14 protein-coding genes are annotated in these 14,189 nt (G+C 68.2%); 9 read left to right on the top strand and 5 right to left on the bottom strand.

Annotated elements, in window-relative coordinates; genetic code table 11:
• Nucleotides 1-30: 30 nt before the first annotated feature.
• From QQJ79_RS07450 to QQJ79_RS07475, 6 genes are all read left to right on the top strand, one after another.
• Nucleotides 31-1,272, top strand: a complete 1,242-nt coding sequence (locus QQJ79_RS07450; protein WP_284222298.1) for a putative DNA modification/repair radical SAM protein — start codon at nt 31-33, stop codon at nt 1,270-1,272.
• On the top strand, nt 1,273-2,703 hold the full coding sequence (locus QQJ79_RS07455; protein WP_284222299.1) for a UdgX family uracil-DNA binding protein: 1,431 nt from the start codon (nt 1,273-1,275) through the stop codon (nt 2,701-2,703).
• Nucleotides 2,704-2,821: 118 nt separating this feature from the next.
• Nucleotides 2,822-3,937 carry an MlaE family ABC transporter permease gene (locus QQJ79_RS07460; RefSeq protein WP_284222300.1) on the top strand — a complete coding sequence of 372 codons (1,116 nt, stop codon included), beginning with the start codon at nt 2,822-2,824 and terminating at the stop codon, nt 3,935-3,937.
• Nucleotides 3,934-4,728: an ABC transporter ATP-binding protein gene (locus QQJ79_RS07465; protein WP_284222301.1), complete on the top strand. Its 795-nt coding sequence runs from the start codon at nt 3,934-3,936 to the stop codon at nt 4,726-4,728. The genes QQJ79_RS07460 and QQJ79_RS07465 overlap by 4 nt, the downstream gene beginning before the upstream one ends.
• Nucleotides 4,729-4,740: 12 nt before the next feature.
• Complete coding sequence (locus QQJ79_RS07470) at nt 4,741-5,679, top strand: MlaD family protein (RefSeq protein ID WP_284222302.1); 939 nt, start codon at nt 4,741-4,743, stop codon at nt 5,677-5,679.
• Nucleotides 5,676-6,293: an ABC-type transport auxiliary lipoprotein family protein gene (locus QQJ79_RS07475; RefSeq protein ID WP_284222303.1), complete on the top strand. Its 618-nt coding sequence runs from the start codon at nt 5,676-5,678 to the stop codon at nt 6,291-6,293. Before QQJ79_RS07470 ends, QQJ79_RS07475 begins: the two co-directional genes overlap by 4 nt.
• A gap of 1 nt (nt 6,294) precedes the next feature.
• Here QQJ79_RS07475 and QQJ79_RS07480 read toward each other — a convergent pair whose 3' ends face one another.
• Nucleotides 6,295-7,140, bottom strand: a complete 846-nt coding sequence (locus QQJ79_RS07480) for a hypothetical protein (protein ID WP_284222304.1) — start codon at nt 7,138-7,140, stop codon at nt 6,295-6,297.
• A gap of 177 nt (nt 7,141-7,317) precedes the next feature.
• Here QQJ79_RS07480 and QQJ79_RS07485 point away from each other — a divergent pair, with 177 nt between their 5' ends.
• Nucleotides 7,318-8,496: an FAD-dependent oxidoreductase gene (locus QQJ79_RS07485; protein ID WP_284222305.1), complete on the top strand. Its 1,179-nt coding sequence runs from the start codon at nt 7,318-7,320 to the stop codon at nt 8,494-8,496.
• 6 nt (nt 8,497-8,502) lie between these two features.
• On the opposite strand, the gene QQJ79_RS07490 is transcribed toward QQJ79_RS07485, so the two are convergent.
• From QQJ79_RS07490 to QQJ79_RS07505, 4 genes are all read right to left on the bottom strand, one after another.
• A complete protein-coding gene (locus tag QQJ79_RS07490; protein ID WP_284222306.1) occupies nt 8,503-9,153 on the bottom strand; it encodes a 3-oxoacid CoA-transferase subunit B in 651 nt (216 codons plus the stop codon).
• Nucleotides 9,153-9,857 (bottom strand): CoA transferase subunit A, encoded by a 705-nt coding sequence (locus tag QQJ79_RS07495; protein WP_284222307.1) that lies wholly within the window; start codon nt 9,855-9,857, stop codon nt 9,153-9,155. Before QQJ79_RS07495 ends, QQJ79_RS07490 begins: the two co-directional genes overlap by 1 nt.
• Nucleotides 9,858-10,013: 156 nt before the next feature.
• Complete coding sequence (locus tag QQJ79_RS07500) at nt 10,014-10,784, bottom strand: DUF1365 domain-containing protein (protein ID WP_284222311.1); 771 nt, start codon at nt 10,782-10,784, stop codon at nt 10,014-10,016.
• 173 nt (nt 10,785-10,957) lie between these two features.
• Nucleotides 10,958-12,328, bottom strand: a complete 1,371-nt coding sequence (locus QQJ79_RS07505) for an NAD(P)/FAD-dependent oxidoreductase (protein ID WP_284222308.1) — start codon at nt 12,326-12,328, stop codon at nt 10,958-10,960.
• Nucleotides 12,329-12,444: 116 nt separating this feature from the next.
• On the opposite strand from QQJ79_RS07505, the gene QQJ79_RS07510 reads away from it, so the two are divergent.
• A complete protein-coding gene (locus QQJ79_RS07510) occupies nt 12,445-13,476 on the top strand; it encodes an SAM-dependent methyltransferase (RefSeq protein ID WP_284222309.1) in 1,032 nt (343 codons plus the stop codon).
• A 12-nt stretch (nt 13,477-13,488) separates the two neighbouring features.
• Entirely contained in the window at nt 13,489-13,902 is a 414-nt protein-coding gene (locus QQJ79_RS07515; protein ID WP_284222310.1) for a DUF2177 family protein, read from the top strand.
• Nucleotides 13,903-14,189 lie beyond the last annotated feature (287 nt).

A 14,189-nucleotide genomic window follows, 5' to 3' on the forward strand; every position in this document is an offset into this window, starting at 1 on the left:
CAGGCGTCGGAGAGAACATAAAGTGAACGAATGGCCGTTCTCGATCTCCGCCGCAAGCTCGCCGTCCTCGCGGACGCCGCCAAATATGACGCGTCCTGCGCCTCTTCCGGCACGTCGAAACGGGACTCGATCGGCGGCAAGGGTGTGGGGTCCACCGAAGGGATGGGCATCTGCCACGCCTACACGCCGGACGGCCGTTGCGTGTCTCTGCTCAAGATATTGCTGACCAATTTCTGCATCTACGACTGCGTCTACTGCATCAACCGGGCGTCCTCGAACGTGCAGCGCGCCCGGTTCAGCGTCGATGAGGTCGTCGAGCTGACGCTGAATTTCTACAAGCGGAACTATATCGAGGGCCTGTTCCTCTCCTCGGGCATCATCCGCTCGGGCGACTACACGATGGAACAGCTGGTTCTGGTCGCGAAGAAACTCAGGGAAGAACACGACTTTCGCGGCTACATCCACCTCAAGCTGATCCCCGAGGCCGATCCGCGGCTGGTCGAGGAGGCGGGGCTCTACGCCGACCGGCTGTCGGCCAACATCGAACTGCCGCGCGACGAGGCGTTGAAGCGGCTGGCGCCGCAGAAGGACGTGGGCGTCATCAAACAGGCGATGGGTCGGGTGCGTCTGAAGGTCGAGGCGGCGCGTCCGGCGAAGAAGGACCGGGCGAAACCTCCGAAGTTCGCGCCGGCCGGCCAGAGCACCCAGTTGATCATCGGCGCCGACGGCGCGTCCGATACGGAGATCGTCGACCGCAGCGCCTCGCTCTACGCCGGCTACGGCCTGCGCCGGGTCTACTATTCCGCCTTCAGCCCGATCCCGGATTCGTCCAGCGCCCTGCCGTTGTCGAAGCCGCCGTTGATGCGGGAGCATCGGCTGTACCAGGCGGACTGGCTGATGCGGTTCTACGGCTTCTCGTCCGCCGAGATCGGCGACGCCGCCAACGACGGCATGCTGGATCTCGCGATCGACCCCAAACTGGCCTGGGCGCTCAACAGCCGGGCGCAGTTTCCGGTCGATGTGAACACAGGCGCGCGCGAGATGCTGCTGCGGGTGCCCGGGCTGGGCGTGAAATCGGTGAACCGCATCCTGCAGGTCCGGCGCTGGCGCACCCTGCGGCTCGAGGACATCGGTCGACTGTGCCGGGGCATCCACAAGGTCCGGCCCTTCATCACCGCCCTGGACTGGACGCCGGGAGGGTTGACCGACGCCGCCGACCTGCGCGCGCGGATGACGCCCTCCGTCCAGCCGGTCCAGCTGAGCCTGTTCTGAATGCGCGTCGCGACCCTGGCCAACGAGACAGACTTCGACGGATGGCGGGCAGGGGCGCGGGCGTTGAGGCAGGCCGGCGTGCAGCCGGGAGAGGCCGTCTTTCGGGTCGGTCGGAGCGCTTCGGGGCTGTTCGATGACGGGCCTCTCCCGCCCCCGCCAGACGCTGGCTTTCACACGCCACGCGCCTTCGTTGATCTGGCGCAGGCGGTGATCCTGCATCGGTCGGAGGACCGGTTTGACCTGCTGTACCGGCTGCTCTGGCGGCTGAAGGCCGAGCCCGACCTGCTCCGCGTCGTCACCGACGTCGACGTGGCCGACGCGCTGGAGCGCGCCAAAAACGTCAGCCGCGCCAGCCACAAGATGAAGGCCTTCGTGCGATTTCGTCGGATCGAAGCCGCCGACGGCGAGCGCTGGGTCGCCTGGTTCGAACCCGCGCATCGGGTGCTGGAACGGACCGCGCCGTTCTTCGCGCGGCGTTTCCCGACCATGCTTTGGTCCATCCTGACGCCGGACGGTTCTGCGGTCTGGGACGGCGAGACGCTGACCTTCGGGCCGCCCGCCACCCGCGACATGGCGCCGTCCGAGGACGAGGTCGAGGAATTCTGGAAGACCTACTACGCCTCGACGTTCAACCCGGCCCGGCTCAAGTTGAAGACCATGCAGGGCGAAATGCCCAAACGGTACTGGAACAACCTGCCCGAGGCGGCCCTGATCCGGGAGCTGACGGCGCAGTCGTCGGCCCGGACCGAGACCATGGTGGCCGCGCCGGCCTCGGCGCCCAACCTCCGGCTGGCGAAGACGCTGTCTCGCATAGGCCGCGACCATGCCTTCGACGAAGGTTTCGTCCCCTCCACTCTGGAAGAGCTGGGGCAGGCGGTTCAGGCTTGTCGTCGATGCCCGCTGTGGCGCGATGCGACCCAGGGCGTTTGCGGCGCCGGGGCGAAGCAGGCGCCGCTGATGATCGTCGGCGAACAACCGGGCGATCAGGAGGATCTGGCCGGCCGACCCTTCGTCGGCCCGGCGGGTCAGGTGCTGGACGAGGCGCTGGTCGAGGCGGGCATCGACCGGGAAGACGCCTTCGTCACCAATGCGGTGAAGCATTTCAAGCACGAGCCGCGGGGCAAGCGGCGCATCCACAGGACCCCGCTCGTCAGCGAGGTCAGCGCCTGCCGCTGGTGGCTGGACGCCGAGCGCCGGCTGGTCAGGCCGAAGGTGATCGTGACCCTGGGCGCGACGGCGGCCCTGGGCGTGCTGAACCGGAAGATCACGGTGACGCAGGCGCGCGGAGCGGTGCTGACGCAACCCGACGGCGCCCGGGTGGTGGCGAACGTGCATCCGGCCTACCTCCTGCGGTTGCCGGACGAGGCGGCCCGGATCGCCGAACGTCGCCGCTTCGTCGAAGACCTGAAACTCGTCCGGGCATTGCTTTGAACCGTAAACTCCCGAAACCGTGGCTGAACGAATACGACCGGGCCGCGTTCTGACGTCTGCCCCAGCTTTGCGGTTTGGCCGGCGTAGGCAAATCAGACAGGGCGATCTAGGTAGGGGCATGGCCGCAGCGGATTTCCAGATTGAGGACGGCGGGCCGGTTCTGACCCTGCGGCTGACCGGCGACTGGACCGCGACCGAATTGGGCCGGATTTCACGCCGTCTGGACGATGAACTGGCCGAGCGGTGCGTCGATGCCGTGGACCTGACCGAAATGGGCCGGTTCGATACGGCGGGCGCTCTTGCGATCGTCCAGGCCGCCAACTGCGTCCTGCCCGCATCAGCCTGGACCCAGCGGCCCGAGGCCGGTCGCATCTACGCCATGGTGGAAAAGCTGGAGCGTGAAAGCGCCGTTCCCCCACGCCGGGCGTCAGGCTGGGTGCGGGCCTTCGCCAAGGTCGGTCGCGGCGTGGGCGACATCGCGGCGGAAGCGACCCTGTCCATGGCCTTCCTCGGTCGGCTGATCGTCGCGGTCGGCGCGGCCCTGCGCCATCCGCGCGGAATCCGCTGGCCGGCCTGGTTCAGCCAGGCTGAACGGTCCGGACTCGACGCCATTCCGATCATCGCCGTCACCAATTTCTTCATCGGCGCAGTCATCGCCTACCTCGGGGCCAATCTGCTGACCCAGTTCGGCGCGGGCGTCTTTACTGTTCAGCTGGTCGCCGTGGCGGTGCTGCGCGAGTTCGCCGTGGTCATCACCTCCGTCCTGCTGGCGGGGCGCTCCTCTTCATCCTTTGCGGCCGAGATCGGCTCGATGCGAATGAACCAGGAGGTCGACGCGATGCAGGTGATGGGGGTGAACCCCTTTCAGGCCCTGGTGATCCCGAGGCTCGCCGCCATGCTGGCCATGCTGCCCCTGCTGACCTTCATCGGCATGGTCACCGGCATGTTCGGCGGCATGCTCGTGACCTGGAGCGAACTCGACTACGGCCCCTCCTTCTTCATCCAGAGGGTCAGCGAGGACTCGAAGATGGGCACCCATCTGATGGTGGGAATGATCAAGGCGCCCGTCTTTGCGGTGGTCGTCGCGGCCATCGGTTGCCGCCAGGGCATGGCCGTGGCGGGAGATGTCGAGAGCCTCGGGCGACGGGTTACGGCCGCCGTGGTCCAGGCCATCTTCGCCATCATCTTCCTCGACGCGGTCTTCGCCATGATCTTCCTGGAGCTGAACTGGTGACCGCCCCCGCCTCCGCCCCGGGGAAGACTCCCGAACTGCTGCTCGAGGTGCGCGGCCTGCTGAGTCAGTTCGGCGAGCGGGTGATCCACGAAAACCTCGATCTTGAGCTGGAGCGCGGCGAGGTGCTGGGCGTCGTCGGCGGCTCGGGATCCGGCAAGACCGTGCTGTTGAACTCGATCATCGGCCTCAAGGAGCCCGAGGGCGGAACGGTCAGCGTCCTCGGCTACGACCGCGCGACCATGACCGCGGCGCAGGAGGCCGACATAGAGCGGCGCACGGGAATCCTGTTCCAGCAGGGCGCCCTGTTCTCTGCGCTGAGCGTCATCGAGAATGTCGCCTCGCCCCTCGTCGAGCACACCAGCCTGCCCAAGGACGTGATCCGTGAGCTGGCCGAGATGAAGATCGCCATGGTCGGCCTCAAGCCCGAGTCGCATCATCTGAAGCCGGCCGAGCTGTCCGGCGGGATGCGCAAGCGCGTCGGCCTGGCCCGCGCCCTGGCCCTTGACCCTGAGTTGCTGTTCCTGGACGAGCCGACCGCCGGGCTGGACCCGATCGGCGCCGGGGCGTTTGACGAACTGATCCGGCGGCTGTCCGACGATCTGGGGCTGACCGTCTTCATGATCACCCATGACCTCGACAGCCTGTACGCCATCACGGACAAGGTCGCGGTGGTCGCCGACAAACGCATCGTCGCCAAGGCCACGGTTCAGGAACTCGAGCGTTCCGATCATCCGTGGATACGAGAATATTTCCTTGGCCCGCGCGGTCGCGCTGCGGACAAGGCGGCTTAAGGAGAGCCGAGAATGGAAAGAGACGCCCACTACGCCGCCGTCGGCATCGCCACCATCGCCCTTCTGGCGGCGCTGGCGGTGTTCTCCATCTGGCTGGCCCGCCTGCAGTTCAACAATGACTACGACGTCTATGACATCGTCTTCTACGGCCCCGTGCGCGGCCTGTCCGAGGGCGGCGAGGTGCATTTCAACGGCATCCGCGTCGGTGAGGTCACCGACCTCAATCTGGACCCTGAAAAGGGCGATCAGGTCATCGCCCGCATCCGCGTCGACGCCACCACGCCGGTCCGCGTCACCTCGCGGGCCCAGCTGGAGCCGCAGGGCATCACCGGGCTCAACTATATCCAGATCACCGCCGGCAATCCGCAGAGCGCCATCCTCAAGACCCAGTATCCCGCCAATGTGGTGCCGGTGATCCAGAGCCAGCCGTCGCCGATCGCGGAGCTGCTCAGCGGCTCCGGCACGGTGCTGGCCCAGACGGTGGATGCGCTGAACCGGATCAACCGCGTCCTGTCTGACGACAACGTCCGCTCCTTCTCCACCAGCCTGAAGAACGTCGAGGCCCTGACCACCGAACTGGAGGCCCGCAAGGGCATGCTGGAACAGCTGGAACAGGCGCTGACCAAGGCCAATTCGGCGGTGGCCGAGTTCGAAGCCCTGGCGGTCAGCACCCGCGGCATCATCGAGGGCGACGGGCGCGAGGCCGTGGCCAACATCAACGCGGCTGCGGAAGAGGCGAGGGCGGCCGTATCGTCGATCAACCGGTCCGCGACCAATGTCGAAGGGCCGCTGAACGAGTTCGCCACCACCGGCCTGCCGCAGCTGCAGCAGTCCATCCAGGCGCTGGAGGATGCGACGCGGTCGCTGGAAGGCCTCGTCGATGAGGTCCGGTCCAGCCCGCGCGACTTCATCGGCCGTCCGCCGACCAAGGAAATGGAGGTCCAGCCGTGATCCGAGTCTCACTCATCCGTCCGATTGCGGCGACCGTGGCCCTCGTGGCGCTCTCGGCCTGCGCGCTTCTGTCGACCCCCGATCCGGTGCAGTCCTACCGGTTCGGCGGCGTCCCGGCGTCGTCGGCCGCGGCTGCGACGGTCGCCAGTCCGACCCAGGTCACCCTGCGCCGGGTCGAGTTTCCGGAGGCCGTCGAGGGCGACAAGCTGCTGGGCGTCACGGGCACGGAGACCGCCTATATCGCCGGGGCCCGGTGGGTCTCGCCGGCGGCGGACCTCTATATGGAGAGCATCGAGAACGCCTTCGCCGCCCAGGCGACGCGGGTCCGGCTGATCGGTCCGCGCGAGCTGACGCGGGGCCAGCGATCGCTCGATATCGACATCCGCTCCTTCGAAGCCCGCTACGACGCCCCGGGTCTGGCGCCGACCATCGTGGTGACGGCCCGCGCTCGTCTGCTGGCCTTGCCGGAACGGACCGTCGCGGCGGAACAGGTGTTCACCGTCGAACAGCCGGCGACGGCCAACCGGGTGTCCGCCATCGTCGAGGCTTTCGACCTGGCCACGCGGGACCTGAACACCCAGATCGTCGCCTGGACCGACGCCAGCGCGGGCTGAGTCAGAGCGGGCGGCGCAGCTCCGCCATCCGGCTCTCGACATCGGCGCGGCGGCTGCGTGAAGCGCTCAGTTCGGCGAGCGCCCGGTCGATGCGCGCCTTGAGGTCGTCGCGCACGCGGCCCATCCGCTCGCGGTCGGGGCGGACCGACTTCGGCCGCTTGCCGGACAGGCCCAGCGCCTCTTTCCAGTCATCGCGCCAGGAGGCGACGCCGTCGGCGCAGGCCTTGAGCGCCTCGGCGGCGCGGGCGTCGGCGTTCTGGGCGTTGCGGATCAGCGGCAGGGATTGCAGGGCGGCGGCGCGGCACGCGTCCAGCGTGGCCCTTCGGGCGATCAGCGGATGCGGCGCATCGCCCTCATTCGGGGCATGGCCCGCCAGGCGGGCGGCGGCTGCGGCCAGGTGGGCGTCGAGGTCGGCGAGCGCATCCCGGATCTCGGTCCACGCCTTGTCCAGGGCGCCGGAACGCTGGGCGGCGCCTTCGACCCGCCCCGCCAGCTCTTTCGCGGTTTCGGTCAGGCCGGCGGCGGCGCGGCTCCAGGCTTCGCGGAAACGTTTCAGCCGGGCGCCGCGGCTGTCGAACAGGCCGGCGAGCCCCCGGCGGGGCTCCAGCGCGCCCGGGTCCAGACCGTCCAGCACCGAGCGGGCGTGGGTCAGCTGGGCCGAGGCCTCGGTCAGATCGCCGGTGCGGGCGGCAGCCAGGGCGCGTTCGATGCGCTCTACGGCGGCGGCGCGGGCGGGTTCGGCGAAGGCGTCGACCCGGGCATCGTCCCAGGCCGCATCGATCTCGGCGACGCGCGCGGCGTCAGGCGCAGGCCAATTGCCCTGCCAGCGATAGGCGCCGTCGGCCATCACTCTTACTCCACCCCTCCGGTTCTGCGACCGGTGCAGAGAGTATGACTACGACTTGAGCCCGGCGGCAACGGTACAGGTTGTCCCGGTTGTTTGGCCGGCTGGAACGCCGCCTCACATTGCCCGGCACGAGGGCGAGTGATACGCGGCTCGGACCGTCTGCCACGGGGAACCATCTTGGGCGTTCAGTTGCACCGTCGAATGGTCCTGGCCGGGCTGGGCTACGCCGGCCTCGCGGGCTGCGCCTCGACGCCCACGATCCTTGCGGCGCCCACGCGACCTGGCTTCCAGCCCAGAAGCTTCGCGCCGCTGTTGACGGATCCGAGCCGTCTGACCCGGATCACCGTCTGCACCCGGCCTTTCCGGGCGCAGGGGCCGCGCATTGAGGCCGAAGCGATCGGCGACAAGCGGGTGGTGCACAACTACGGTCACGGCGGATCGGGCTGGTCCCTGTCGTGGGGGTCGGCCGCCGCCGCGCGCGACCTCGCGCTTGAGGGCGGGCCGCGGCCGGTCGCCGTTATCGGCTGCGGGGCGCTGGGTCTCACGGCGGCGCTGCAGATCCTGAGAGCCGGAGCGCAGGTCACCATCTACGCCGCCGAACGGACGCCCTGGACGCGGTCGGCCCGCGCCACCGGCGTCTGGTCGCCGGACTCGCGGGTGGCCGCCCAGGACGCCATGGCGGCGGACTTCCCGGCCCGCTGGGAGGCGATGGCGCGGCGCTCGTGGGTCGATCACCATACCTTCGTCGGGCTGGACGGCGACCCCGTGAGTTTCATCGACCAGTATAACCTTCGCGGCGCGCGGGGAACGAACCGGGCGGTCGGGCCCGCGCCGTCGCCGGGGCGGGTCGACTTCGCGCGCCTTGACGCCCGGCTGGGCGACTCCATGCCGAGGTCCAGGGCCCTGACGCCGGCCGAGCATCCGTTTCCCGTCGAGTCGGCGCGGGTCTTCTCCCAGATGACCTTCAATGTCGCGGAGTATGCCCGCCAGCTGACCGAGGCGTTTCTGATGGAGGGCGGGCGCATCGTGCAGCGGGTGTTCCACCATCCGTCGGAGCTGGCCGACCTCGCCGAGCCGGTGGTGGTCAACTGCACCGGCTATGGGGCCCGCGCCCTGTTCGGGGACGAGAGCATCGTGCCGGTGCGGGGGCAGATCGCCTGGCTGCCGCCCCAGCCCGAGGTGACCTATGCGCTGAACTACCGGTCGATCGGCATGGTCCCGCGCCACGACGGCATCGTCATCCAGGCCAACGGATCAAGCGGGATGGTCGGCTACGGAGTCGAGGACGAAACCCCGGACCGGGCCGAGGCCGAACAGGCGCTGGCGGCGCTCGCGACGCTGTACGCGAGCGCCTGACGCCGGTCAGTCGAGGCCGGGCGCGATCGTGTAGGTCGCCTCGGTCTTCGACGCGACTTCCTCGAGGGTGACGCCCTCGGCCAGTTCGATCAGCTCCAGACCGGCGCCGTCCGGCTTGACGTCGAAGACGCACAGGTCGGTGATGATGCGGCTGACCACGCCCGTGCCGGTCAGGGGCAGGGTGCAGGCTTTCAGCACCTTGGACTGGCCATGCTTGTTGGCGTGATCCATGACCACGACGACGCGTTTGACGCCTGCGACCAGGTCCATGGCGCCGCCCATGCCCTTCACCAGCTTGCCCGGGATCATCCAGTTGGCGATATCGCCATTCTCGGCCACTTCCATGGCGCCGAGGATGGACAGGTTGATGTGGCCGCCGCGGATCATGGCGAAACTGTCCGCCGAGCTGAAATAGCTGCTCTCGGGGATTTCGGTGATGGTCTGTTTGCCGGCGTTGATCAGGTCGGCGTCGACCTCGTCCTCATAGGGGAAGGGGCCCATGCCCAGCATGCCGTTCTCCGACTGGAGGGTGACCTCCATGCCGTGCGGGATGTAGTTGGCGACCAGGGTCGGGATGCCGATGCCCAGGTTGACGTAGAAGCCGTCCTGAAGTTCGCGGGCGGCGCGGGCGGCGAGTTGTTCGCGGGTGCGGGCCATTATGCGGTCTCCCGGGTACGGACGGTGCGTTGTTCGATGCGCTTCTCGGGCACGGTCAGGACGATGCGGTCGACATAGATGCCCGGGGTGTGGATCTGGTCAGGGTCCATCGAGCCGGTGGGAACGATATGCTCGACCTCGACGACCGTGACCTTGCCGGCCGTGGCCATCATCGGATTGAAGTTGCGGGCGGTCTTGCGGAACTGGAGATTGCCGCGGCCGTCAGCCTTCCAGGCCTTGACGATCGACAGGTCGGCGACGAGGCCGGTCTCCATGACATAGTCGCGGCCGTTGAAGTTTCGGACTTCCTTGCCCTCGGCGACCAGGGTGCCGACGCCGGTGGCGGTGAAGAAGGCCGGGATGCCCGCGCCGCCCGCGCGGATGCGCTCGGCCAGCGTGCCCTGGGGGTTGAACTCCAGCTGCAGCTCGCCGGCCAGATACTGGCGCTCGAACTCCTTGTTCTCGCCGACATAGGACGAGATCATCTTGGCGATCTGGCGGGTCTCCAGCAGTTGGCCGAGGCCGAAGCCATCCACGCCGGCGTTGTTGGAGATGACCGTCAGGCCCTTGGTCCCGCTGTCGCGCAGGGCGGCGATCAGGTGTTCCGGAATGCCGCACAGGCCGAAGCCGCCGGACATGACGGTCATGCCGTCGAAGGTCAGGCCCTCCAGGGCGGACGCCGCGTCGGGGAAGATCTTCCGCATCGCTTCCTCATATTTTCACCGCCTGATGAATATTGGCGGCGCTCGTCCGTCCGTAACGTGGCGAGGCGGAGGGGGCAAGGCGAGCGGCAAAAAACACCGTCCGATGCGTCCACTGCGTCCGGGCCGGCCATGCCCCGACCATGGCGCGGGGACACGTCAGGATCGGACGGAGCCCACCGTCACCGGCTGCCTGGGCGGAGCGCCGCGATGGCGATAGCGCGCGCCCTTGACCATCATCTTCGCGGCCTCCCAGTGAATGCCCCAGGTCACCTTCCAGGTCAGCAGGGGGTGGGTGACGAAGGCGCGCAGAAGCTGGCCGTCGGTCAGGGGGCGGCGAAGGCCGGCGAAGCTGGCCGTCAGGATGGGCGTGTCGCCGCGACGGACGGCGACCACGACGGACACGGCCTCCCCCGGGGGGCGGACGGTGAAGTCGTAGGTCAGGTCGCGGTCCATGAAGGGAGAGACGAAGAACCGCTTCTCCACGGTCTGTCGCACCGGGCCCGTCTGGTTCTGCGGGACCGCCACCAGATAGCTGTGCCGCTCGTGAAAGGTATTGGTGACCTCATAGAGCAGGGCCGCAAGCGCGCCGTCGGGCGTGTGGCAGAAGAAGACGCTGATCGGGTTGAAGCCGTAGCCGAGGATGCGCGGCATGGTCAGCAGGCGGATCGGTCCGCCGGCGATGTCGATGCCGGCCTCCGCCAGATGGCCCTCGACCTGGGCGCGCAAGGGACGACCGGAGCGGTCGCCGTGGTCGGCGGTCCTGAGCGTAACGGGGCCGAAGCGTCGGCGAAGCAGGCGGAGGCGGTTCTGGAGCCCGTCCAGCTCGTCGAGATCGGCCAGCACCATCCACAGACGGTAGCGCAGGCGGTGACCGAAGGTGCGCGACCGCTGATGCACGACCTCGCCGACGTAGAGGGCGGATTGGATGCTCCGGTTTCCGTCACCGTCGTCCCCGGGCTCGACCCGAGATTCAGACGTGGGGAGGCCCTGTCCCCTGGACGCACGAGGCCGATCACGCTGGAGTTCCATGAACCCAGCGTCGGAACCTCCGATCCTCGGGTCAAGCCCGGGGACGACGGCGGAGGAATGCCCGCGCGCGGTCACGCCGCCTCGGTCAGCCGGTCCGGGTCGGCGGCGGCTCGCACATGAATCCGGCCGCTCTCATCCGCCACACGCCACGGCCTCCGCACGCCGCCCAGCTGTTCGGCCACGGCCAGTCCGGCCTGAAGACCGTCCTCATGGAAGCCCGAGCCGAACCAGGCCCCGGCGAACCAGACATTGCGGCGGCCCTGCAGCGACCAGAGCTCGGACTGGGCGGCCACGGCGGCGGCGTCGAACACCGGATGCTCATAGTCCCATTCGCCGATCACCAGCGCCGGATCGGGCGCCCGGGCCGGGTTCAGGCTGACGAACAGGGGCGGTCCGGGCAGGGACTGGAGCTCGTTCATCCAGTAGGTCACGCCGCCTTCGCCCGCGCGGTCGGAGTATCCCATATGGGTCCAGGCGGCCCAGGCCTTGCGCCGCTTCGGCATCAGCGAGGTGTCGCGGTGCAGGATAACGTGGTTGGGCCGGTATCCGATGGCGCCCAGCAGGCGGCGGTCCTCGGCCGACGGCGCTTCCAGCAGCTTCAGGGCCTGATCGGAATGGGTCGCCAGCACCACGGCGTCGAACCGTTCCAGCCGCCCGTCGTCGAAGCGCAGCGCCGCGCCGTCCAGGCCGCGCAGCACGCCGGTGATTCCGGCGTTGGTGACGACCTTTCCGCCGAAAGCCTCAGTGAGCCGCGACACATAGGACCGGCTGCCGCCATCCACCGTGCGCCAGGTCGGCCTCAGATCCACCTTGAGAAGGTTGTGGTTCATATAGAAGCGGACGAAGGAGGCCGCGGGATACTCGGCCATCTGTCCCATGGTGCAGGACCAGATGGCGGCGGCCTGGGGCAGCAGATGCGCCTCGCGGAACAGGGCGCCGTAACCGCCGCGCACCAGATAGGTTTCAAGCGTCTCGCCCGTCCGTTCCAGCTCCGCCAGATCGCGCGGGGCCTGTTTCTGGAAGCGCAGCAGGTCGCCGATCATGCGCCAGAATTTGGGGCTGGCGTAGTTGCGCTTCTGGGCGAACAGGGCGCCGAGGCCCTGGCTGCAATATTCGAAGGCGCCCTCGTCGATGGAGACGGCGAACGACATCATGGCCGGCTTGGTCGGCACGTTCAGATGCGCGAACAGGGCGGTCAGATTGGGATAGTTGGTCTCATTGTAGACGATGAAGCCGGTGTCGACGGCCACCGGCCCATGCGGCGACGGCGCATCGACGGTGCTGGAATGGCCGCCCAGCCGGTCGTCGGCCTCGAACAGGGTGACGTCATGCGCCTGCGACAGCAGCCAGGCGCAGGACAGGCCCGATATGCCGGAGCCGACCACGGCGATGCGCCGACCGGCGGGCGAGGCGGGCGTCTCCGCGACGAGATGAGGGGGCATGCCGACTCCAACTGAGGTTGAGGTGAGCTACGGCGGAAACAGCGCCGCGGATGCCGTTCATCCGGATGCCAAGTTGAGGCGTAGCTGTGGGACAGTCACGCCTGTCAGGAGCGCCCATGTCTCTCGCGAACGTCGCCATACGCCGGCTGCAGGATGCGCCATTCCCGGACTTCATCGCCCGCCCGGCGATCGACAGTCTGGTCAGCGAGGCGCGCAGGCGGCTGGACCGCGAGGCGCCGCATGACGAGGCCGACTTCGCGCGAGACATGGCCCGGCGCGCGATCGCCGAGCATACGGCGGCGGCCAACGCCCAGCACTATGAGCTTCCGCCCGAGTTCTTCGAGATCTGCCTGGGCAAGCGGCTGAAATATTCCTGCTGCCTCTATCCGGCCGCTGACACGACGCTGGATCAGGCCGAGGAGGCGGCGCTGGCGGAGACCTGCGCCCATGCGGCCCTGATGGACGGGCAGCGGGTGCTGGAGCTCGGCTGCGGCTGGGGGTCGCTGAGCCTGTGGATGGCCGAGCGCTATCCGAATTCGGCCATCACCGCCGTGTCCAACAGCCATGGCCAGCGCCGACACATCGAGGCCCAGGCGACGGCGCGCGGCCTGACCAATCTGACCGTCATCACCTGCGATATGAACGACTTCAGTCCCGCCGACGGCGGCGGTTTCGATCGCATCGTCTCCGTCGAGATGTTCGAGCATATGGCCAACTGGCGCGCCCTGCTGACGCGAGCCCATGGCTGGCTGAAGCCGGACGGGCGGATGTTCATCCACATCTTCACCCATCGCGACGCGCCCTACCGGTTCGATCACACCGACAGCGGGGACTTCATCGCCCAGCATTTCTTCACGGGCGGGGTCATGCCCAGCCGCGGCCTGATGCGACAGTTCCCGGACCTGTTCCGGGTCGAGCGGGAATGGACCTGGAACGGGATCAACTATCAGCGGACCGCCGATCACTGGCTGGCCAATATGGACGCCAACGGCGACCGGGTGATGGAGCTGATGCGCGAGACCTACGGCGCCGACGCGGCCCTGTGGCGGCGGCGCTGGCGACGGTTCTATCTGGCCACGGCGGGGCTGTTCGGCAACGATGGCGGCAACACCTGGGCGGTCACCCACTATCTGCTGAAGCCGGCGTAAGGGCCTGAAGACATGATCAAATACATCGTAGCCTATCTCGGCGCCGGCCTGACCTTCGCGGCCAGCGACGCCGTCTGGCTGACCACCATGGCTGACCGGCTGTACAAGCCCGTTCTCGGGCCGATCCTGGCCGACAAGCCCGACATGAAGGCGGCGGTCGCCTTCTATCTCATCTCCATCTTCGGGACGGTCTTCCTCGCGATCGAGCCGGCCCTGCGCGAGGGGGCCTGGCAGAGGGCGGCGATCAACGGGGCGGTGCTGGGGTTCGTGGCCTACGCCACCTATGACCTGACCAACCAGGCGACGCTGAACGTCTGGTCGGTGAAGCTGACCCTGATCGATCTCTGCTGGGGCACGGCCCTGACGACGACCTCGGCCCTGGGCGGTTATTTCGCCGCGCGATGGGCGGAAGGGAAGTTCGGCTAAGACCCTCGCGATTAACCTTTTTCTTCCCGCGACACGGGCGCGAGGTGGCCAGATCGCAGCGATAGGGTAAAAGGTGCGACTGGACGGTGTTCAGTCGGGGAAATGGCTTTGCGTGCTGGGGTCAACGCTTTGACGGCGATCTTCGTGGTCGGCGTTCTGGCCGGTCTGGCGTTGACGCCGGACGGACGGGCGTGGCTGCGCCATCCGACCGTCATGCTGGGCGACAAGGCCGCGGCCTCCGCGCCGCCGGCGCCCGCGCCGGTCGGCCACACGTCTGAACTCCAGTC

Origin of the sequence: Brevundimonas denitrificans (assembly GCF_030160755.1) — a bacterium.
Taxonomy (GTDB): domain Bacteria; phylum Pseudomonadota; class Alphaproteobacteria; order Caulobacterales; family Caulobacteraceae; genus Brevundimonas; species Brevundimonas denitrificans.